This window comes from Kitasatospora brasiliensis, from assembly GCF_032654805.1.
Lineage (GTDB): Bacteria > Actinomycetota > Actinomycetes > Streptomycetales > Streptomycetaceae > Kitasatospora > Kitasatospora brasiliensis.
This window is the reverse complement of sequence record NZ_JAUOOW010000001.1, coordinates 11,530-32,319: the sequence shown is the minus strand read 5'-3', so window position 1 is coordinate 32,319 and position 20,790 is coordinate 11,530. Positions and strand designations below refer to the sequence as shown.

13 protein-coding genes are annotated in these 20,790 nt (G+C 74.6%); 9 read left to right on the top strand and 4 right to left on the bottom strand.

Annotation, left to right across the window (positions count from 1 at the left end; all coding sequences use genetic code 11):
• Positions 1-112 precede the first annotated feature (112 nt).
• Both QWJ13_RS00095 and QWJ13_RS00090 read left to right on the top strand, forming a co-directional pair.
• Entirely contained in the window at positions 113-655 is a 543-nt protein-coding gene (locus tag QWJ13_RS00095; protein WP_316519665.1) for a hypothetical protein, read from the top strand.
• A gap of 172 nt (positions 656-827) precedes the next feature.
• Positions 828-1,613 carry a hypothetical protein gene (locus QWJ13_RS00090; protein ID WP_316519663.1) on the top strand — a complete coding sequence of 262 codons (786 nt, stop codon included), beginning with the start codon at positions 828-830 and terminating at the stop codon, positions 1,611-1,613.
• Positions 1,614-1,620: 7 nt separating this feature from the next.
• On the opposite strand, the gene QWJ13_RS00085 is transcribed toward QWJ13_RS00090, so the two are convergent.
• From QWJ13_RS00085 to QWJ13_RS00070, 4 genes are all read right to left on the bottom strand, one after another.
• Entirely contained in the window at positions 1,621-2,721 is a 1,101-nt protein-coding gene (locus tag QWJ13_RS00085; protein WP_316519660.1) for a DUF6801 domain-containing protein, read from the bottom strand.
• A 191-nt stretch (positions 2,722-2,912) separates the two neighbouring features.
• A complete protein-coding gene (locus QWJ13_RS00080; RefSeq protein WP_316519658.1) occupies positions 2,913-4,169 on the bottom strand; it encodes an MFS transporter in 1,257 nt (418 codons plus the stop codon).
• A 30-nt stretch (positions 4,170-4,199) separates the two neighbouring features.
• Positions 4,200-5,216 carry a HEAT repeat domain-containing protein gene (locus QWJ13_RS00075; RefSeq protein WP_316519656.1) on the bottom strand — a complete coding sequence of 339 codons (1,017 nt, stop codon included), beginning with the start codon at positions 5,214-5,216 and terminating at the stop codon, positions 4,200-4,202.
• Positions 5,203-5,931 carry a HEAT repeat domain-containing protein gene (locus tag QWJ13_RS00070; RefSeq protein WP_432277396.1) on the bottom strand — a complete coding sequence of 243 codons (729 nt, stop codon included), beginning with the start codon at positions 5,929-5,931 and terminating at the stop codon, positions 5,203-5,205. The genes QWJ13_RS00075 and QWJ13_RS00070 overlap by 14 nt, the downstream gene beginning before the upstream one ends.
• Between QWJ13_RS00070 and QWJ13_RS34295 the strand changes: the two genes are divergently transcribed.
• The 7 genes from QWJ13_RS34295 (at position 5,861) to QWJ13_RS00035 (ending at position 20,782) form a co-directional block, all read left to right on the top strand.
• On the top strand, positions 5,861-6,646 hold the full coding sequence (locus QWJ13_RS34295) for a DUF7144 family membrane protein (RefSeq protein ID WP_432277395.1): 786 nt from the start codon (positions 5,861-5,863) through the stop codon (positions 6,644-6,646). The genes QWJ13_RS00070 and QWJ13_RS34295 overlap by 71 nt on opposite strands.
• A gap of 406 nt (positions 6,647-7,052) precedes the next feature.
• On the top strand, positions 7,053-8,381 hold the full coding sequence (locus QWJ13_RS00060) for a helix-turn-helix domain-containing protein (protein ID WP_316519652.1): 1,329 nt from the start codon (positions 7,053-7,055) through the stop codon (positions 8,379-8,381).
• 269 nt (positions 8,382-8,650) lie between these two features.
• Positions 8,651-9,043, top strand: a complete 393-nt coding sequence (locus tag QWJ13_RS00055) for a cobalamin B12-binding domain-containing protein (protein ID WP_432277440.1) — start codon at positions 8,651-8,653, stop codon at positions 9,041-9,043.
• A gap of 153 nt (positions 9,044-9,196) precedes the next feature.
• Entirely contained in the window at positions 9,197-10,207 is a 1,011-nt protein-coding gene (locus tag QWJ13_RS00050) for an asparagine synthetase A (protein ID WP_316519649.1), read from the top strand.
• Positions 10,204-11,466 (top strand): glutamate synthase-related protein, encoded by a 1,263-nt coding sequence (locus tag QWJ13_RS00045; protein WP_316519648.1) that lies wholly within the window; start codon positions 10,204-10,206, stop codon positions 11,464-11,466. Before QWJ13_RS00050 ends, QWJ13_RS00045 begins: the two co-directional genes overlap by 4 nt.
• Positions 11,467-11,645: 179 nt before the next feature.
• Positions 11,646-16,307, top strand: coding sequence for a non-ribosomal peptide synthetase (locus tag QWJ13_RS00040; protein WP_316519647.1), 4,662 nt, complete (start codon positions 11,646-11,648; stop codon positions 16,305-16,307).
• The gene (locus QWJ13_RS00035) at positions 16,304-20,782 is read left to right on the top strand and encodes an amino acid adenylation domain-containing protein (RefSeq protein WP_432277394.1); all 4,479 of its coding nucleotides are present in this window, start codon (positions 16,304-16,306) and stop codon (positions 20,780-20,782) included. Before QWJ13_RS00040 ends, QWJ13_RS00035 begins: the two co-directional genes overlap by 4 nt.
• Positions 20,783-20,790: the final 8 nt, after the last annotated feature.

Genomic DNA, 20,790 nt, shown 5'->3' with positions numbered 1-20,790 from the left:
ATGAATCGATGACCAGATCATGCCAGTTGTGTGCGTGCGATTGAGAGCTTTGTCGGGCACCGGCCGAAACGGGCCGGTCACCCGGTGAAACTCCCCGAACCAGGAGCAGTTGATGAACCGTCTGAAGAAGGCCGTCGCCGCCGCGACCGCCGTCGCCGCTGCCGCCCTGATCCCGCTCACCGCCGCCCCGGCCTCCGCGGCCACCGGGCCGGCCACCCACCTGGGCATGACCTGGGCCGCCCTCTCCTACGGCCCGCAGGGCACCGTCCAGGTCGGCGGCCCCGGCGGCAGCCCGAGCAACGCCTACCAGGGCGACACCGCGCCGTCCGTCTCGCTGCCCGTGCTCTGCCTCAACGTCGACGGCAGCCCGGCCCCGTCCGGGATCAGCCTCGGCTTCTACAACGGCTGGGCGATGGGCACCGTCGCCCTCAGCCAGCCGGTCCAGGGCGCCCGCCTCAACAGCCGGGCCGCGGCGGACAGCGTCTGCCAGGCCGCCTACGGCGCCAACTGGCGCGAGGCCGAGTTCCACGACGGCCACTACGGGCCGGACCTGTCGCAGACCGGCGGCTGGACCTTCTGGGCCTACGGCAACATCCCCAGCAACACCCGGTTCTGGACGGCCATCAACGACTCGCCGGCCAACCCCTGGAACTGACCGGACGGCAACCGCCGGCGCGCCCCCCCCGGGGGGGGGGGCGCGCCGCGGTCGTTCGGTCGTTCGGGGGTTCGGTCGTTCGGGGGTTCGCCGACGGGACAACCGGGTACGCCGTACGCTCGGGCGCCGACGGTGGTCGTCGGGCGCCGCCCGGAACCGGTAGGAGGACGGCGTGGACACGGCTGCCGCACGGCTCGCACCACCGCGGTCACCGCTGCTCGCGGACCGCATCACCGAGGCACTCCTCCTCGCCGGCCTGCCCGTCGGCTACGGCGGCCACGGACCGGGCGTCCACCTGCGCCCGGCCCAACCGTACGGCGACTCCGACCACTGCGCCGGCCTGATCGCCCTGCACTGGGAACCCGGGCCGCGCCTGTTGGCCGCCGCGGCGATGGCGCAGCAACCGGCCTCCGCCGCCCGGGACGTGGTGATCAGCGGCATGCAGAACGCGCTGGCGGAGTTCCTGCCGGCCTTCGGCCTGGAGGTCACCCTGGGGCGGCCGGAGGGCGAGACCCGGGTCGGCCAGGCCGCGGATGCCGGGCACGTCGACGTCCGCGCTTCGGCCCCGTCCGGGGTCGGGCCGCGCCCGCAGGACCTCGGCATCGGGGCCGAGGTCGTCGAAGCGGTCGGCCGCGCCGCCGCGCTCGCCGGCCTGCCGGTCGCCGACCACCTGCACGCGCCCGGCATCACCCTCGACGTGTGCCGCCCCGTCGACGACGGGGACGACACCACCGGCGTCGCCGACCTGCGCTGGAACCCCTCCCGGCGGCTGTCCGCCGCCGCCGAGGGCGACGATCGGGCCGCGCGGCTGCGCACCGCCGTCCAGGACGCGATGCGCCACGCCTTCGGTTCCGTCCTCGGGGCCTGTGGCCTCGAACTCCGCTGGCGGCGACCCGCACACCTCCCGTACCAGCTGCGCGCCTACGGGCCGGCCGCGCAGCCGCCGATCCGGCACTGACGGCCGGTCACCGGTCCTCCTGCCGCTTCGCGTCCGGTCCGGTGTTCTCGGCGGCCACGACCTCGCCGACGTGGCCGTGGGTCGGGGCGGCCGGCCCGCGGCGGCGCTTCCTGATCCAGGCGAAGAGCCCGGCGGCGCCCGTGGCGGCCAGGGCGGCGGCGGCGATCAGGTACGGGTACGGGAAGTGCCGGTGCTCGGCCGGGAGTTCGACGGAGGCGGTGCCGATCGGGGCGCCGTCGCTCGGCTTGGACAGCGGTGAGGCGGTCGGCGTGTTCGTGGCGTCGGGAGTCGACGGTGTCGGGGTGGGGGTGGCCGATCCCGACGGGCTCGGCTCGCCCGGGCCGTCCGACGGGACCGCCGCTCCGGATGCGGTGGAGGGGCCCGGTCCGCCGCTCGCGTCCTGGGTTCCCGAACCGCCGGTCGTACCTGGTCCGCCGCCGGTCGCGCCCGATCCGCCGGGCCGGGAAGCGGACTTGGTGCCCGAGGGCTTCGTGGTCGGCGGGGCGGGGTGCCCGGTGTCCGCCGGCCCGGGGGCGGGCGGGGAGGGGGCGGGGGGAGCCGTCACGGTGAGGGACTGGAGGACGTTGTCCTGCCCGGGGTTCAGCGAGCAGGCGCCCGCGATGGTACCGATGAAGGTCGGTTCGCCGCTCGCGGTCCTCGGGGTGACCTGAACGGTGAAGCCCTGGATGGTGATCTTCGCCGGACCGGGCCGGCCGAGCGTCACGGAGGGCGCCGTGCCGGTCGCCGTGAGCGTGAACGAGCCGGACGCCGGGATCGCGGTCGTGGCGATGGACAGGGGCACGTCCTGCGGAATGTCGCCCTGGGGTGCCGCCATGGTGCCGCGTGCGACCACCGATCCGTCCACCTTCGTGGCGCCGATGATGCCCGCGTACCGCGCGAAGCTCTCGTCCACCCTCGCCGTCCCCCGGACGGTGAACCGTGGACTGGGCCGGCCCACCTCCAGCGAGGTCGGGGCGTCCGCGTCGATCGTGATGTCCGCCGTGACGGCGATCACCGAGGACGAGCAGGTGTAGTGCAGGGTGCGCGAGACGGGGGCGGCGGCGGAGGGCCCGGCGCCGAACACCGCCGCCACCCCGACGGCGGCCATGGCCGCTGCTCTGACCCCTCGGACCGTCCGAGTCCTGGACCTTCCTTCGTGTTCCCTGTCGAGCGTGATGCGCATGATCACTCCATGGCGACGGCTGCACCGGATTCCCCCAAGGCCAATCATCATGACGGTGGAGCATCAATGACCGGTTGCGGGCACATCGCCTATGGTGCACAGTCGTTGACTGATCGTCAGGGGCTCAGGTCAGGGGCCTCGACGCGCTTGCGCAGGTCGGGCGCTTCGGCGGGGAGCCGGTCCGGCGGGCTCCGTCGTAGCGGGGCCCTGAGGCGGTGGGCCAGGGCGCTGGCCGCGACGCAGCCGGCGAGGGCGGCCCACAGGAGCGGGGGGTTGTCCAGGCCCACGCCGATGACGGCCGGCCCGACGGCGTAGGAGACCGTCCAGGTCAGTTGGAACAGGGACATGTACGGCCCCTCGTCGCCCTTGGGGGCCAGCGAGACCGCTGCCGCGGCGGCGGTGGGCTTGGAGGCGAGTTCGGCGAGGGCCAGGGTGGCCGCGACGAGGACGGCGAGGGGGCCCTGGAAGGCGGGCGGGGCGGTGGAGATGGTCGCGGTCAGGGCGATGGCGGCGCCGGCCGCGGCGATCGCCAGGCGCAGGACCCGGGAGCGGCTCCAGCCGGAGAGCCCACGGGTGACGCGCATCTGTAGGCCGGTGGCGGTGGCGTAGCGGACGGCGACCACGACGGTGGGCCAGTAGGCGGGCTGGTGGAGGGTCTCCACCAGGTAGAGGGGGAAGGCGACGGTCGGGATCAGCCAGGCCGCGGACAGCAGGGTCTGGGAGGCGACCAGGGAGAGGAACGGCCGATCGCGCAGTGCCGCCCGGGTGTTCGACCTCGCCGCGGTGTTCGCGGGCGGCTCGGCGGCGGGCACCGGGACCCCCAGCAGCAGGGCGGCGGCGAGCAGGGAGCTGGCGCTGTTGAGGGCGAGCGCGACCTCCAGGCCGCGTCCGCCGGCGAGGGCCAGGAGCGCGGTGGCCGCCAGGGTGCCGAAGCCGAGGCAGGTGGTCTTGAGGACCGTGACGGCGGAGAACCACCGGGTCAGCTCCTCCGGCTTCGCCAGCCGGGCGACCAACGTGGGCCAGGCGGCCCCGTAGAGGCGGTCGGAGGCCGTCACGACGAACGTCGCCGCCGTCACCGCGGCCGGGTGCCCCGCCACGAAGAACAGGCCGTAGCCGCCCGCGGTCAGCAGGTTGCTGACCAGCAGGCAGGACTTGGGCCCGAGGGCCTGGACGGCGCGCCCGCAGAGCGGTACGACGGCGAAGGAGGCGAGGGAGCCGACCGTCACGGCGGTGCCCGCGGCGGCCGCCGAGAAGTGCCGGACGGTGACGAAGTACAGCAGCGACAGCGGCAGGAAGACCCCCGCGCCGACGGTGTCGATGGCCACCGAGAGCGCGAGCCTGCGCTGCCGGCGGAACTGCCCGCTCCCCGTCACGCCGTCCCCACCCCCCGAACCGCCGGACCGCTACCGCGCGGTGCGTAGCTTGAGAATGTACGTGGCCGTCAGCGCGACCGCACGGTCCTCGTCCCGGGCCAGTGCTTCGAGGGCGCGGGACGCGGTGGCGCCCGGGATGTCGGCGAGCGCCTGGGTCAGCCGGCGGCGGGCGGACGGCCCGGCGGTCTCGTGGGCGAGGCAGTCGGCGAGGCCGGAGGCGATCCGCTCCGCGAGCGCGGGATCGGCCGCCAGGACGCTCAACGCGTCGGCCGCCTCGGAGTCCTTGCCCTTCGCCGACCCGTCCTCGACGACCATCTCGATGAGGGTCGGGACCGCGTCCGCCACACCACGCGTCCCGAGCTCCAGGGCCGCCTGCCGACGGACCATCGGGTCGGGGTTGGTGAGGGCCTCCCGCAGCAGGGCGGTGGCCTCGCCGCCCGGCAGCTCGGCGAGTGACCGCACGGCGCGCTCGCGTACCTCGGCCGTGGGCGCGTGCAGGCCCTTCGCCAGCAGCGCCGGCCCCTCCCCGCCCGCCTGGGCCAGCGCCCAGCGCAGGGCGCCGGCGACATTCGGGTCCGGCTCGCCCAGCACGGCCTCGACCAGGGCCTCCACCGGGACCTGCGCGTCCTCGCCCGCGGACAGGGCCGCGCGCTGCCGCGCCCCCGGGCTCTTCGACTCCAGCGCCTGGAGCAGCGCGACGATCCGCAGCACCTCCTCCCAGCCGGCGGGCTCGGCGGCGCCGATCCGGCTGAGCCGGGTGAGCAGTTCCGTCTCCGCCGCGATGCGCTCCCTGGTCCGGCGGACGAGGCCGTCGACGAGCGCGGCGGGCGCGAAGCCGGGGTCGTCGAGCGCGCGGCCGACGTCGCGCAGCGACAGCCCCAGGGAGCGCAGGCTCTCGACGTGGAAGATCCGCCGGATGTCCTCCTCCGCGTACTGGCGGTAGCCGGAGTCGGTGCGGCCCGTCGGCCGGACCAGGCCGAGCGACTCGTAGTGCCGGAGCATGCGGGCGCTGACCCCCGACCGCCGGGCGACGTCACCGATCAACACTGCCTACCGTCCCTCCCGGGGCCCCCGCCAGGGCCGCCGCGCGCTTCGCCTCCTCGATCGCGGACTCGAATCCGGCGTCCGGGTCGTGCCACAGCCGCTCGGTGGCGAGCGCGTGGCTGCGCACCCGGGGGTCGAGGTCCGTCGTCGCGGCGGTCAGCGTCGGCAGCGCCGCCTCCCCGAGCGCGATCAGCGCCCGGCTGAGGCTCAGCTGCGTCTCCCGTTCGCCGCGTCCGAGCTGGGCGGCCAACATTACGGCCAACCCGGGCTCGGCACCCTCGGGCACCAGCGCGACGGCCGCCCGCCAGGCGGTGCGGGCCACCTCGTCGTCGGCGTCGGCCAGCAGCGCGGGCGTGAACACCGGCCAGGCCCGCCGGTCCCCGATCTTGGACAGTGTGTGCAGCGCCTGGCTGCGGGCCTGCGCGCGGGGAGAACCGGCCTCCCCGAGCAGCAGCGGGACCGTCACCGAGGCCGCGTGGCGGGTGAGCGCCCAGGTGAGCATCTCGCGTACGGAGAAGTCCGGCTCGATCGCGCACCGCTCGACCAGCTTGCCGACGAACCCCGGGGCCGGGCTGGTGCCGACCGCCAGGGTGGCCCGCAGACGGACCGAAGGGTCGTGGTGCTCCAGCGCGCGCAGTGCCCGAGCGATGTGGGTGTCCGTGCCCGCGTGCGTGCCCGTGTCCGTGCCCATGTCCGTGCCTTCGTTCGGCCTGATCATCAGGACCACCTCCTGGGCCACAGCGAAGGGCTTGTCACGGTGTCAAGGTCAAGCGGAGCCGGAGGTCCGGTCTTACCGTGATTACGGGGCTCTGCCGTCACGGGGTCTCCCCCCCCGGAGCACCTCCGCCCGGTTTGCTCGCCCCTCCCCGTCCCCCCGCGTCCGCGGGGCGGGCGCAATCGAAGGAGCCCGTGTCATGGCGAGTAGTGCTACCGGCCCCACCACCCTGGGGCCCCAGCGGTACCCCTACGCGAGTGGGTGGACCATCTTCGCCGGGGTCATGCTGATCTCCGCCGGCCTCATGGCGGTCTTCCAGGGGGCCGCCGCGATCCACAGGGACCGCGTGCTCATCGTCACCCGTAGCTACGTGTACTCGATGAACACCGAGGGGTGGGGCTGGCTCCACCTCATTCTCGGGGTCGTGATCATCGTGACTGGGGTGGCCGTCTTCAGCGGCGCGGCCTGGGCCCGCATCGTCGGTGTGGTGGTGGCGGCGTTCGGGATGCTCGCCAACTTCGTCTGGCTGCCCTACTACCCGCTCTGGGCTCTCGTCCTGATCGCGCTCGACGCCCTGGTCATCTGGGCGCTGTGTGTCGGGCGCGTCACGACCGCGCCGCTTTCGCGGCTGGGCCCGACCGATCAGGACGGGACCACGGGAACCGGGGGCGGAACCGGGACTGGGACCGGGACCGGAACGGGGCCCGACCGGACCTGATCGGCGCGGATCGTCACTCCGACGGGGGAACCACCCCGACGGGGGAACCGGACCACGACGAGGCGGACGGAGAGCCGAACCCGCGGCTCCCGGATCGGAAACGACCGATCCGGGAGCCGCGGGCGTGTTCCAGCCCCGGCGGCGATCCGCCTCGCACTCCTGCATCCGGGCCGGTGACGGTGCTGTGAGGCCCGGGTGAAGGTCATGGGTGGGGTCGGTGATCGGCCGTTGATCGGGCGTAGACGGCGAGCCAGGAGCATCGGGAACCGGAGGGAGCCGGTCTGGTGGCCACAGCCTGATCACCGGGGACCGCGCGGTCGGACCACGGGCCGCGCGGGTGCCCGGCGCTGAGGCCGCCGCCGGAGCCGTCCCAGGAGGAGTCCGGACCACGAAGGGCAGACGAGGCATGGACGTCGGGCAGTCGGTGCAAGCGGTGAGGACGGCGGCGGGGTTCGGCGAGCTGCTGCGGGTGCGGCGCGAGCGGATCGGGCTGACCCAGCAGTGCCTGGCCGATCACGCGACGCTGAGCGTGCGGGCGATCCGGGACATGGAGAGCGGCCGGGTGCGCCGGCCCCGCAACGAGACCGTCCGGCTGCTGGCCGACGCGCTGCGACTGGAGGGCCGCAGCCGGACGGACTTCGAGGAGGCCGCCCGGCGCCACCCGCTCGGGGACGAGCCGGTGGCCGAGCCGGCCGCCCCGCCGGTCGCGCGCGGGGCGATCGTCGGCCGGGAGATGGAGGCCGAGGTGCTGGCCGACGCCTTCGCCGTGCACGGGGACCGGCTGGTCTCGCTGGTGGGGCTCGGCGGGGTAGGCAAGTCGCGACTTGCCCTTGAGGTGGCGCGCCGGCTGCACCTGGCCGCCCGCTGGTCGGTGCGCTGGGTGGCCTGCGGCGGCGGCTCCGGCGGGCCTGGGATGCCTGGGATGCCTGGGGGGTCGCTGCCCTGGCGCGGCCCGGTGGAGGACCTCGTCCGGGAGATCGGCGACCGGCCCGCCCTGCTGGTGCTGGACGGCGCCGACGGCGGAGTGGACGCCGGGCAGCTGGACGGGCTGTTCCGCCACTGCCCCGGGCTGCGGGTACTGATCACCGCCCGGGAGGCCCGGCCGCTGCCCGGCGGCCAGGTCATCCCGCTCGCGCCGCTGCCCGTACCGGCTCCCGAGCTCGACGCCGAACCGGAGGCGCTGGCGCAGGTCGGGGCCGTGCGGCTGCTGCTCTCGCACCTGTCCCGGCTGCGCCCCGGCTACACCCTGGAGCGCTCCGAGGCACCCGCCGTCGCGGAGCTCTGCCGCCACCTGGACGGCCTGCCGGGCGCGTTGGAGCGCGCGGCGGGGTGGGCGCTGGTGCAGTCCACCGCCCAGCTGGTGGCCCGGCTGGCGGCCGTCCCGCTCACCCTGGCGGCGCCGCCGGTGGTGTTCGGCGCGCGGGGTGACGTGCGGGACGAGGTGGAGCCTGCGATCCGCAATCTGACGGATCGTCAGCGCTCCTTGCTGGACGTACTGGTGGACGAGCCGGGGGACTGGTCCGGGGAGGACGCGGTGGTCCGCAGCGGCTGGGCGCCGCAGGCCTGCCTGGAGACGGTGTACGAGCTGCTGTCGCGCGGACTGATCCGCAGCGTGCCCGCCCGCGACGGCCTGCGCTTCACCGTGCTCAACCTGTGCCGGCGCCTCGTCCGGGAGGAGTCGGGGCTGCGGTTCGCACCGGCCGGGGACGCCCCGCTGCTGGCCGTCGCGGGCTGAGTCGACGCGCCGAGCCGATCCGCCGAGTCGACGCGCCGAGCCGATCCGCCGAGTCGACCCGCCGAGCCGATCCCGCCGACCCGCCGATTCTGCCGCTTCTTGCCGCAGGAGCTGCCGCTTGCCGGGTCCGATCGTTCCTAGCGTTCTCCGTGGGGTGAAGCCGTCGCGGAACGTGCCCCGAAGTGCCATCGACGATCTCTACCGATGAGGGCCGAGTTGTGGAGCACGGAAATGCCGAGCGGGGCGGGCTGGACGTCGTCGTCACCACGATGTCCTCCGACTCGCACACCTGGAACCTGACGTTCCTGCAATTCCTGCTGGAGGAGATGGGGCACCGGGTGACCAATCTGGGCGCCTGTGTCCCGGACGCGCTGCTGCTCGCCGAATGCCGCCGGATCGAGCCGGACCTGATCGTGATCAGCAGCGTCAACGGGCACGGCCATCAGGACGGCCTGCGGGTGATCCCGGCGCTGCGCGCCTGCCCGGAACTGCGCCGCACCCCGACCGTCATCGGCGGCAAGCTCGGCATCGCCGGCGCCGAGGACCCGGACCGCGAACGGGCGCTGCTGGCCGCCGGGTTCGACGCCGTTTTCGAGGACGGCGCCTCGACGGCCGGGTTCCACGCGTTCGTCGGCGGGCTGCGCGCCAAGGTCCTGCTGTGACCGGTCCGCCGGCCGCCCTCTCCCGCGTCCGGCGGCGCCACGACGGCCGGGCCGCCGACCGCGTACCCGCGTTCGCCGCCCGTGGCCTGCCCGTAGCGCGCTGACGCGTCACACCGAACCACCACGGACCCCCGAGAGAAGAGGACTCCGACCATGCCCGACGCCACCCTCCTGTCCCCGGCCGCCCCCCGGCACCAGACCGATCCGGGCCAGCACCTGACCGCGCCCGCCACCCGCAGCGCCCTTCGAATCCAGCAGCAACTACTCACCGCTGCCCGGGAGTTCCTGCGCGGCCGGGGCTTCACCGAGCTGCTGCCGCCGATCATCGGCCCGGTCACCGATCCCGGCGCGCGCGGCTCCAAGCAGGTGGACATCGACTACTACGGCCACCGCTACAAGCTGATGACCAGCGCGATCCTCTACAAGCAGGCCTCGCTGCTCGCCTTCGACAAGATCTTCTGCATCGCCCCGAACGTCCGCCTGGAGCCGCTGGAGACCGCCGGGACGAGCCGGCACCTGGCCGAGTTCCACCAGCTGGACGTGGAGGCGGCCGGCGCGAGCCGGGACGAGGCCGTGCAGCTCGCCGAGGACCTGGTGGTGCACATGGTCGACAGCGCGGTGCGCGAACTGCCCAAGGAGTTCGCCGAACTCGGCCGGGACCCGCAGGCGTTCACCGAACTCCTGAAGGGCGCCTTCGGTCGCGTCCGGCACGCGGAGGCGGTCGCCGAGCTGCGCGGCATCGGCCACCCGCAGCGCGCCGAGGCCGAACTCGACTGGGAGGGCGAGGCGTTGCTGTCGGCCCGGCGCGACCGGCCGTTCTTCGTCACCGACTACCCGAAGGGCTCGCGCGGCTTCTACGACCGTGAGCACCCGGACGACCCGGGCCTGCTGCGGAACTTCGACCTGCTGGCGCCCGAGGGCTACGGCGAGCTGTGCAGCGGCAGCCAGCGCACCAACGACTACGCGGAGATCATCACCCGGATGCGGGAGACCGGCGAGAACCCGCAGAAGTACCGCTGGTACCTGGACCTGGTGCGCGAGGGCGTGCCGGCCAGCGCCGGCTTCGGCATCGGCGTCGAGCGGCTCACCCGGTACGTCGCCGGGCTGGATGCCGTCTGGCAGGCCAGCGCCTTCCCGAAGATCGCGGGGGTGGTGTCCCCGTGAGTGACGTGAGTGCGCCGGGATTTCCGGAGGAGGAGGTCCGCCGCCGCGCCCGGGCCGGGGCGGCCGCCGCGTTCCCGCCCGCCGAGGAGTACGGGCACGTGCTGTTCGGCGCCGGCCGGCCCGAGGAGGCGTCGCCATGGGACGCCCTGGACGCACTGCGGATCGTCCCGCCGCTGTTCCTGCCGCAGCGGCTCGCCAAGCTGATCGACCTCGGTCGCGAGCCCGACTACCGGGACGTCGAACTCGCCACCGTCATCGGCGGTTTCACCTCGTCCCTGCCGGTGTACGTGTCCGCGACCGGCTCCACCCGGGCCGCCGGCGGAGACCTCGGGCTGGCCCTGAGCCGGCAGGCCGGGGCGCTCGGGATCCCGATGGTGATCGGCGAGAACGTGGTGCCGGTCAACGGCTACGGCCGGCTCGGCGAGGCGGCGGACCGTACGCTGCTCGGCCGGTTGCGCGCCTACACCGGGCAACTCCCGGACGGGCTGGGCGGGGTGGCCGTCCAGCAGAGCACCGAGGACGCCGATGCCGAGGTCTGGAACCTCGTCCACAGTGACCCGGCCGCCCTGCCGCTGCTCGAATCCGGGCGACTGGCCTTCGAGTTGAAGGTCGGCCAGGGCGCCAAGCCGGGCTTGGGCGGGATGACCGTCCTGGACCGGGAGGCCGCCGCCGCGCTCGGCGACCGCTTCGGGCTGGACCCGCTGTTCGGCGACGGGCGGGTGCTGCGCGCCGCCACCCCGGGCACCTTCACCGCGGAGATCCTGCGCCAGCAGATCCGGCTGATGCGCAACAACTACCCCCGGGTGCGGATCTGGGTGAAGCTCTACCCCGGCCGGGACGTGGCCGAGGCCGCCCGGGTGGCGCACGAGGCCGGTGCGGACGCCGTGGTGGTGGACGGCGCCGAGGGCGGCACCGGCTGGGCGCCCGGGGTGTTCCTGCCGCACGTCGGCCTGCCGCTCGCGGAGTGCCTGCGCCGACTGACGGCCGCGCCGCCGCCCTGCCTGCTGGTCTCCGGGCGGATGTGGGAAGGCGCCCGGGCGGTCAAGAGCCTGGCGCTGGGGGCCCGCGCGGTGGGCCTCGGACGGGCGGCGCTGCTCGCCGTCGCGGAGGACCCGGAATCCGGGCTGCGACGTTTCGCGGATTGCCTGGCACTGGAACTCCGGCTGCTGATCAGCGCACTCGGGAAATACGCTCCTGGAGCTCTGGACCGGGAGGACGTCTGGTCTCCCGGCAATTCCGGAACGATTTCCGACCAGTAGCCCTGGCCTGCCCGGAAGGCGGCATCAGGAAACTGCCGATCTCCTTCCGCCCATTCTGCCGATGGGGCCCTCGGATTCTCCCTATCGTCAATTCTCGTTGCCGATTTCCTCTCACGATCTGGGGCTGGATGATGTCCTCACGCGGTATTCCCGTCGCACTGACGGAACCTGGATTCACGGTGCCCGCATTCGCGCCGTTCGCCGCCGCCGTCCGCCGCTTCCCGGAGCGGCCGGCCGTCCGGACCGGCGGGCGGACCGTCAGCTACCGGGAGCTGGACGGCCTGACCGCCGACCTCGCCGCCCGGATCGGCCCCGGGCGGACGGTCGCCGTCACCGGCCGCGACCGGCTGGACCACGTGGTGGCACTGCTGGCCGTGCTGCGGGCCGGGGCGACGTACCTGCCGCTGGACCGGGAGGCGCCCGAGGAGCGCAACCGCTGGATCGCCGAGGACGCGGGGGCCTGCCTGGCCCTCGACGGCGACGAACTCACCGAGCTCGGTGAAATCGGCGAAGCCGCGGACCCCGGCTATGTCATCTACACCTCCGGCACCACCGGCCGCCCCAAGGGCGTGCACGTGCCGTTCACCGTCCTGGCCGGCCACCTGGCGGCCGTGGTCGAGACCTTCGGGCTGACCGAGCGGGACGTGATGCTGCAATTCCACCGCCCGACCGTGGACGTGGCCGTGGAGCAGGTGCTCGGCGTGCTGTCCGTCGGCGCCTGCCTGGTTCTGCCCGAGCAGGGGCTGCTCGCCCCGGCCGCCCTGCTGGACCTGCTGGACGCCGAGGGCGTCACCGTCGCCAACCTGGCCGCCGGCTACTTCCACGACGTGGTGGCGGCCCTCGGCGGCCGGGTGCCGCGCGGCCTGCGGCTGATGATCTCGGGCAGCGACAAGCTGGAGCCCGCGACCGCCGCCGCCTGGTGGTCGGCGACCGGGGTGCCGCTGCTGAACGCGTACGGCCCGACCGAGACGGTGGTCACCGCCACCACCCACCGGCTCGACGGCGATCCCGTGCGGGCCGCCCGGGTGCCGATCGGCAGCGCGGTCGGCGGGCGGCGGCTCCACGTGCTGGACGAGCGGCTGCGCCCGGTGCCGCCGGGCGAGGCCGGCGAACTGTACGTCGGCGGGCTGCTGTTGGCTTCCGGCTACCTCGGCCGGCCGGGCCTGACCGCCGGCCGCTTCGTCGCGGACCCCTTCGCGGCGGAGCAGGAGCGGGGCGCCGCCAGGATGTACCGCACCGGCGACCTGGTGCGCCGCACCGCCGAGGACGGCCCGCTGGAGTTCCTCGGCCGCACCGACCACCAGGTGAAGATCCGCGGCTTCCGGGTCGAGCCCGGCGAGCTGGAGCAGGTACTGGCCGGGTACCCGGGCGTCACCGGCTGTGTCGCGGTGGCGCACGAGGGCCGGCTGGCCGCGTACGTCACCGGCGTGGCGCCCCGGTACGCCGAGGCGAGGGCCTGGCTGGCCGAGCGGCTGCCCGAGCAGCTCGTCCCGGCGACGCTCACCGCGCTGGAGGCCTTCCCGCTGACGGCCGGCGGCAAGGTGGACCGCGCGGCGCTGCCCGAGCCCCGGGCCGCGGCGAAGGACAAGCCGGTGGCCCGCCCGCCGCGCACCCCCGCCGAGCAGCTGATCGCGGCGGTGTGGGCGGACGTGCTCGGGGTGCCGGAGGTCGGCGCCGACGACAACTTCTTCCACCTGGGCGGCGATTCACTGACCGCCGTACGGGTGGTGGGCCGGGTCTTCGACGTCTTCGGCATGGTGTCGCCGTACACCATCTTCGACGCCCCGACGCTGGCCGAGTTCGCCGCCGCGGTGACCTCCGCGGCCGGCGGCGAGCGCCCGGAGCTGACCAGGAGGGGCACGAGCGAGGCCCCGCTGTCCACGTTCCAGCGCGGCCTGTGGTTCCTCGACCAGTGGAACCCGGACGCGCCGACCTATGTGGTGCCCTGGGTGTTCCGCTTCGCCGGTCCGGTGGACCCGGACCTGCTGCGCCGGGCGCTGGCCGCCGTGGTCCAGCGGCACGAGAGCCTGCGCACCACCTTCGAGCTCGCCGAGGACGGCCCGCGCCAGGTCGTCCACCCCGCCGTGGAGCTGCCGTTCACCCTCACCGAGACCACCGCCGACCGGGTGGAGGAGCTGGTCGCCGAGGCCGCGCTGGAGCCCTTCGACCTGGCGGCCGGACCGCTGGTACGGGCCCGGGTCTTCCGCGCCGACGGGGCGACCACCCTGCTGCTGCTGTTCCACCACATCGTCTGGGACGAGGGCTCGCTGCCGGTGCTGGAGGCCGAACTCCAGGAGCTGTACGAGGCGTTGGCCGAGGGCCGGGAAGCCGAGCTGCCCGAACTCGCCGTCCAGTACGGCGACTACGCCGCCTGGCAGTACCAGGACGACACCACCGAGCGCCAACTCGACTACTGGCGCGAACAGTTGATCGACGCACCGACCGATCCGGCGCTGGCCCCGGACCGCCCCCGCCCCGAGGAGCAGGCCTTCCGCGGCGCCTTCCACCGCTTCGCCATGCCCGGCCCGGTGGCCGAGGCCGTCCGGGCGCTCGCCCGCAGCGAGGACGCCACCCCGTTCATGGTGCTGCTGGCCGGGCTGGCGCTCACCCTGCACCGCCGCTCCGGGCGGCGCGACCTGGTGCTCGGCTCGCCGGTGAACGTCCGCGGCCGCACCGAACTCGACGGCCTGATCGGCTACTTCATCAACCTGCTGCCGCTGCGGCTGCACCTGGCGGAGGGCGCCTCGTTCCGCGAGCTGGTCCGGCACGTGCGCGAGGTGTCGATCGGCGCCTACCGGCACCAGGAGGTGCCCTTCGACGACATCGCGAACGCCGTGCTCGACGAGCGTCCCGAGGACCGCAACCCGCTCTGCCAGGTGCTGCTGGAACTGCACCCGCTGGACCCGCGGCCGTTCACCCTCGGCGGACACGAGGTCACCCGCGCCCTGCACTCCAACCCCGTCTCCCGCTTCGACCTGTCCGTCTCGGTGGACGACCTCGGCGCCGGCTTCACCGGCCGCTTCGAGTACGACAGCGACCTCTTCACCCCCGCCACCATGGCGAACCTGTGCGAGGAGTGGCTGGGCACCCTGGCCGCCGCCGTCGAGGTGCCGGTGCACGCCCTGTTCGAGGCCCGGGCCGCCCGAGACCCGCACGCCACCGCCCTGATCTCCGGCGAACGGACCGTCTCCTACGGCGAGTTGAACGCCGGGGCGAACCGGCTCGCCCGCCACCTGGCCGGCCTCGGCATCGGCCGCGGCGACACCCTCGCCGTGTTCGCCGAGCGCGGGCCGGAGATGGTCACCGCCCTGCTGGCGGCCCTGAAGACCGGCGCCGCCTACACCCTGCTCGACCCGGACTTCCCGGCCGAGCGACTGGCCGGCGCGATCGCCGACACCGGCGCCGCCACGGTGGTCACCCACCGGCACACCGCCCTTCCCTTCCCCGTCGAGCGCCAGGTCGACCTGGACGCCTCGGCCGCCGACCTCGCCCGGCACCCGGCGCACGACCTCGGCCTGCCGGTCGACGGCGCCGACCTCGCCTGCGTGATGTTCACCTCCGGCTCCACCGGCCGCCCCAAGGGCGCCGCCGTCCCGCACCGCGCCCTCACCACCACCTACCTCGGCCAGGACTACGCCCGTTTCGGCCCGGACGAGGTCTGGCTGCAATGCTCCCCGGTCTCCTGGGACGCCTTCGCGCTGGAGCTGTACGGCGCGCTCTGCTTCGGCGGAGTCTGCGTCCTCCAGCCCGGCCAGCGCCCCGACCCGCAGACCATCGCCGAGCTGACCCGACGCCATGGCGTCACCCAACTGCAGCTCTCCGCCAGCCTGTTCAACTTCCTGCTGGAGGAGTTCCCGGACACCTACGACGGCCTGAAACTCGCCATCACGGCCGGCGAGCGGGCCTCCGTCACCCACGTCGCCAAGGCCCTCGGCTCCTATCCGGGCCTGGCGGTCGCCAACGGCTACGGCCCGGTGGAGAGCCTCGGCCTGACCACCTGCCACCGGGTCGCCCCCGAGGACGCCACCGGCGGCTCCGTGCCGATCGGCGCCGCGCTGAACGGCAAGGCCGTCCACGTCCTGGACGAGCTGCTGCGCCCGGTGGAGCCCGGGGTGACCGGCGAGCTGTACGCCGCCGGCGGCGGCCTCGCCCACGGCTACGTCGGCCGGCCCGGCCTGACCGCCCAGCGCTTCGTCGCCTCCCCGTTCGGCGCCCCCGGCGAGCGCCTCTACCGCACCGGCGACCTCGGCCACGTCAACGCCGACGGCCTGCTGGAGGTGACCGGCCGGATCGACGACCAGATCAAGATCCGCGGCTTCCGGGTCGAGCCCGGCGAGATCGAGGACGCGCTCACCCGCCACCCGGCCGTCCGGGAGGCCGCCGTCACCGTCCACGAGCCCGCCCCCGGCGACCGCCGGCTCGCCGCCTACGTCACCGTCGGCGCCCCGGCCCCCGAGCCGGACGCGCTGCTCGACCACCTGGCCGGCCTGCTGCCCGAGCACATGGTGCCCGCCACCCTCGACGTGCTGGACGCCCTGCCGCTCAACCACAACGGCAAGGTGGACCGCAAGGCGCTGCCCGCCCCCGCCGGCCGCCGGGCCGCGGCCGCCCCCGACCCGCTGACCGAGGCCGAGCGGCTGGTCGCCGACGCGATGCGCGAGGTGCTCGACCTCGCCGAGGTCGGCCGCGAGGACAACTTCTTCCGGATCGGCGGCAACTCGCTGGCCGCCGTCCGAGTCGCGATGCGGCTGTCCCGGGAGACCGGCACCCGCGTCCCCCCGCAACTGGTGTTCCGGGCCAGGACTGTGAGCGCCATCGCCGAACGGCTGGCCGCCCGATGACGGGCCGCCCCGCACCCGAAGGGAACGAGGCCGTGAGCCCGTCCGACCGCCCGGCGCGCATCGCGCCCGTCTCGGGGCTGCAACGCGGCCTCTGGTTCCTCGACCGCCTCGATCCGCGGGCCGTCACCTACTGCACCCCCTGGACCCTCGACGTCACCGGCCCTCTCGACCTCGCCCTGCTCCAGGGCGCCCTGGCCGCCGTGGTCGCCCGGCACGAGGCGCTGCGCACCACCTTCGCGCTGCACCCCGACGGCCCCCGCCAACTCGTCCACCACGACCTCACCGTGCCGCTCGCGGTGACCGACCTGCGCGAGGACCCCGGGCCGGCCGAGCGCCTGGAGGAGCTGCTCGCCGCCCGCTGCGCCGAGCCCTTCGACCTGGCCGTCGGCCCGCTGCTGCGCGCCGAGGCCTTCCGGCTCGCCGACGAGCGCACCACCGTGCTGTTCACCGTCCACCACATCGTCTGGGACGGCTGGTCCGCCGAGGTCTTCGAGCGTGAACTCGCCGAGTGCTACGGCGCGTCGGTGGCCGGCCGGGAGGCCGAACTGCCGGAGCTGACCGTCCAGTGCGCCGACCACGCGCGGGAGCGGCTCGACACCTCCTACGAGGAGCATCTGACCTACTGGAAGGAGCAGTTGGACGGCGCGCCCGCGCTGCTGGAACTGCCCACCGACCGGCCCCGGCCCGCCGAGCGCGGCGCGGCCGGCCGGACCGAGGAGTTCACCCTGGCCTCCGGCACGGCGGCCCGGGTCCGCACCCTGGCCGAGGCGGCGGGCGTCACCCCGTTCACCGTCCAACTGGCCGCCTTCGCCCTGCTGCTGAACCGCTGGACGGGCGCCGACGACCTGGTGGTCGGCACCCCGGTCACCACCCGCGACAGCCCCGAACTGGAGCACCTGCTCGGCTACTTCGTCAATCTGCTGCCGCTGCGGTTGCGACTCGACCCGGCGCTGAGCTTCCGGGACCTGCTGGAGCACGTCCAGGACGTCGCCTTCGAGGCCTACGGCTACCTGGACCTGCCCTTCGACCAGATCGTCGACCTGCTCGGCGCCGCCCGCAGCGCCCAGCACCCGCCGCTGGTCCAGGTGGTGTTCGGCGCCCACGAGGAGGACCGCACCCCGCTGGCGCTCGGCCCGGCGGCCACCGCCGACAGCCGGGTGCGCTCCAACGGCACCAGCAAGTTCGACCTCACCTGGTCCGTCTTCGACGGGGGAGACACCGGCGGGCTGCGCGGCGAGGCCGAGTACCGCAGCGAGCTGTTCGACGCCGGGACGGTCCGCCGGCTGGCCGCCGAGTACGACATCCTGCTCACCGCCGCCCTGGACGACCCGGACGCCACCGTGCTGCGGCTGACCAGCCAGGCCGCCGAGACCGACCGGGCCACCGACACCCCCGGCCACTGCCTGCACCGGCTGTTCGAGCGGGCCGTCGACGCCCACCCCGACCGGCCCGCCGTCAGCGACCCCGACCGCACCCTGAGCTACGCCGAACTGGACCGCCGCGCCAACCGCCTCGCCCACGCGCTGCGCGCCCGAGGCGCCCGCCCCGGCGACCGGATCGGCATGCTGCTGGAGCGCACCGCCGACGTCCTGGTCACCGTCCTCGGCGTGCTCAAGACCGGCGCCGCCTACGTACCCGTCGACCTGGCCGCCCCCGCCGAACGCGCCGCGCTGGTCTTCGGCGACACCGGCACCACCCTGGTGGTCACCGACCGCCCCGAGCTGGTGCCCCAAGGGCCGTGGCAGGCCTATGACCTGACCGCCGAGGCGGCCGATCTGGCGGCCCGCCCGGACACCCGCCCGCCGGCCGTCGGCCGCCCCGACGACATCGCCTACCTGATCTTCACCTCCGGCTCCACCGGCCGCCCCAAGGGCGTCGCCGTCGCCCACGAGCACGTCAGCCGGCTGATGGCGGACGGCGAACGGCACTTCGGCTTCGGCCCGCAGGAGACCTGGACGCTCTTCCACAGCTACGCCTTCGACTGGACGGTCTGGGAGATGTGGGGCGCCCTGCTGCACGGCGCCCGCCTGGTCGTCGTCCCGTACGTGACCAGCCGCTCGCCGGAGGAGTTCGCCCAGCTGCTGGAACAGGAGCGCGTCTCCTACCTGTGTCTCACCCCCTCGGCGCTGCGCCAGCTGGAGCCGGTGCTGCGCCGCAGCCCGCGCGCCCTGCCCGTACTGAAGTGGATCATGCTCGGCGGGGAGGCGCTGGACCCGGCCGTCGTCCAGCGCTGGTTCGAACTCGACCCGCCGCCCCCGGCCCGGCTCTGCAACCTCTACGGCATCACCGAGACCACCGTCCACGTCACCACCCACGACCTGGCCTCCGGCACCGGCTTCGACCGCAGCCTGATCGGCGCGCCGATGCCGCACCTGAGCGCCCAGGTGCTGGACGACTGGCTGCGACCCTGCCCGCCCGGCGTGGCCGGCGAGCTGTACATCGGCGGCGGCAGCCTCGCCCACGGCTACTGGGGCCGCCCCGGCCTCACCGCGGGCCGCTTCGTCGCCGACCCGTACGGCCCGCCGGGGGCCAGGCTCTACCGCACCGGCGACCTCGCCCGGCGGCTGCCGGACGGCGCCCTGGAGTACATCGGGCGCGCCGACTTCCAGGTCAAGCTGCGCGGCTTCCGGATCGAACTCGGCGAGATCGAGAACGCGCTCGCCGCCCACCCGGACGTCGACGCCTGCGTGGTCACCGTGCACGAGGACCGGCTCGCCGCGTACGTCACCGGGCGCGAGCCCGCCGACGTGCGCGCCTTCCTCGGCCGCTCGCTGCCCCCGTACATGGTCCCGGCGAGCTACACCCTGCTGGAGGCGCTGCCGCTCACCGTCAACGGCAAGGTGGACCGGGCCGCGCTGCCCGCCCCCGGCGTGCGCGTCGCCGCGCCCGGCGGCGGCCACACCGAGCCGCGCACCCCGGAGGAGGAGGCCTTCGCCGCCGTCTGGACGGAGGTCCTCGGCGTCGGCGGCATCGGCGTCCACGACGACTTCTTCCACCTCGGCGGCGACTCCATCCGGGCCGTCCACCTGGCCGGCGCGCTGCACGAACGCGGCTGGGGAGTCAGCCTGCGGGACGTCTTCGACGCCCCCACCGTCGCCGCCCTGCTCGCACGGGCCGAGCCCGTCACCGAGGGCCCGGACGCCCACGAGCCCTTCGCCCTGCTCACCCCGGAGGACCGCGCCGACCTGCCGCCCGGCCTCGCCGACGCCTACCCGATGGTGTCCATGCAGCTCTCCATGGTCTTCCACATGGAGATCGCCGGCGGCACCGACAGCTACCACAACGTCAACTCCTACCGGATCTCCGGCGACCTCGACGAACCGGCCTTCCGCCGCTCCGTCGCCGAGGCCATGGACCGCCACGCCGTGCTGCGCACCGGCCTGGACCTGTCCGGCTACGGCGAACCGCTGCAACTCGTCCACGCCCGGCTGCCCGCCCCCGTCGAGTTCGCCGACCTGCGCGGCGCGGCGGAGCCGGACCAGGACGCGGCGGTCCGCGAGATGTTCGACACCCACCGGTGGACGCCCTTCGACCTCGCCGCGCCGCCACTGTTCCGGATCACCGTGCAGCGCCTCGCCGAGGACGCCTTCCAGCTCACCGTCTCCGAGCACCACGCGATCCTGGACGGCTGGAGCTTCACCTCGCTGCTCACCGAGATCCTGGAACGCCACACCGCCCTCGCCGCCGACCCGGACAGCGCCGCCGCCCCGCCGCCGCGCACCGCCTTCCGCGACTTCGTGGCCGTCGAACGGCGGGCCGCCGGGGACGAACGCTCCCTCGGCTACTGGCGCGAGCGGCTCTCTGGCGCCAGCGGCCAGCTGTTCCCCGGCAGCGAGTCGGTGCACGAGGCGCCGCGCACCGTCGAACGGGTGCTGCCCGAGGCACCCGGACAGCTGCGGGCGGTCGCCGACGCGCTGGGCGTGCCCGTCAAGTCGGTGGCGCTCGCCGCCCACCTGCGCGCCCTCGCCGCGATGACCGGGCGCCCGCGCGTCACCACCGGCCTGGCCGTCAACGGGCGGCTGGAGCGGCTCGGCGGCACCGAGGTGTACGGGCTGTTCCTCAACACCGTCCCGCTGAGCTGCGAGCCCACCGACGACCTGCTCGCCCTGGTCCGCGAGGTCCACCGCGAGGAGCTGGACATGCTGCCGCACCGCCGGGTGCCCTTCGCCCGGCTCGCCCGGCTGATGGCCGACACCGCGCTGGACAGCCAGTTCGGCTACCTGCGCTTCCACGCCCTCGGCCGGCTCAGCTCGGCCCGCATCGTGGACGGCCGGATCGGCACCGAGCCGACCCTGCGCCACGAGCCCAACAGCTTCGCCTTCGGCGCCTCGGTGATCCAGGACCCGGTCTCGCAGCGGGTGCTGCTCGCCGTGGACCACCAGCGCTCGCTGGTCACCGACGACGACGCCGAACGGTTCATCGACACCTACGCGGCCGCCCTGCACACCATGGCCGCCGCCGTCCGAGAGTCCTGAGGAGCAGC

Excerpts from the sequence above, each read along its gene's own strand:
- QWJ13_RS00050 (WP_316519649.1), top strand. The coding sequence starts at position 9,197 with ATGCCCGACGCCACCCTCCTGTCCCCGGCCGCCCCCCGGCACCAGACC.
- QWJ13_RS00060 (WP_316519652.1), top strand. The coding sequence starts at position 7,053 with ATGGACGTCGGGCAGTCGGTGCAAGCGGTGAGGACGGCGGCGGGGTTC.
- QWJ13_RS00085 (WP_316519660.1), bottom strand. The coding sequence starts at position 2,721 with ATGGCCGCCGTCGGGGTGGCGGCGGTGTTCGGCGCCGGGCCCTCCGCC.
- QWJ13_RS34295 (WP_432277395.1), top strand. The coding sequence starts at position 5,861 with ATGTGGGTGTCCGTGCCCGCGTGCGTGCCCGTGTCCGTGCCCATGTCC.
- QWJ13_RS00035 (WP_432277394.1), top strand. The coding sequence starts at position 16,304 with ATGACGGGCCGCCCCGCACCCGAAGGGAACGAGGCCGTGAGCCCGTCC.
- QWJ13_RS00070 (WP_432277396.1), bottom strand. The coding sequence starts at position 5,931 with ATGATCAGGCCGAACGAAGGCACGGACATGGGCACGGACACGGGCACG.
- QWJ13_RS00095 (WP_316519665.1), top strand. The coding sequence starts at position 113 with ATGAACCGTCTGAAGAAGGCCGTCGCCGCCGCGACCGCCGTCGCCGCT.
- QWJ13_RS00055 (WP_432277440.1), top strand. The coding sequence starts at position 8,651 with ATGTCCTCCGACTCGCACACCTGGAACCTGACGTTCCTGCAATTCCTG.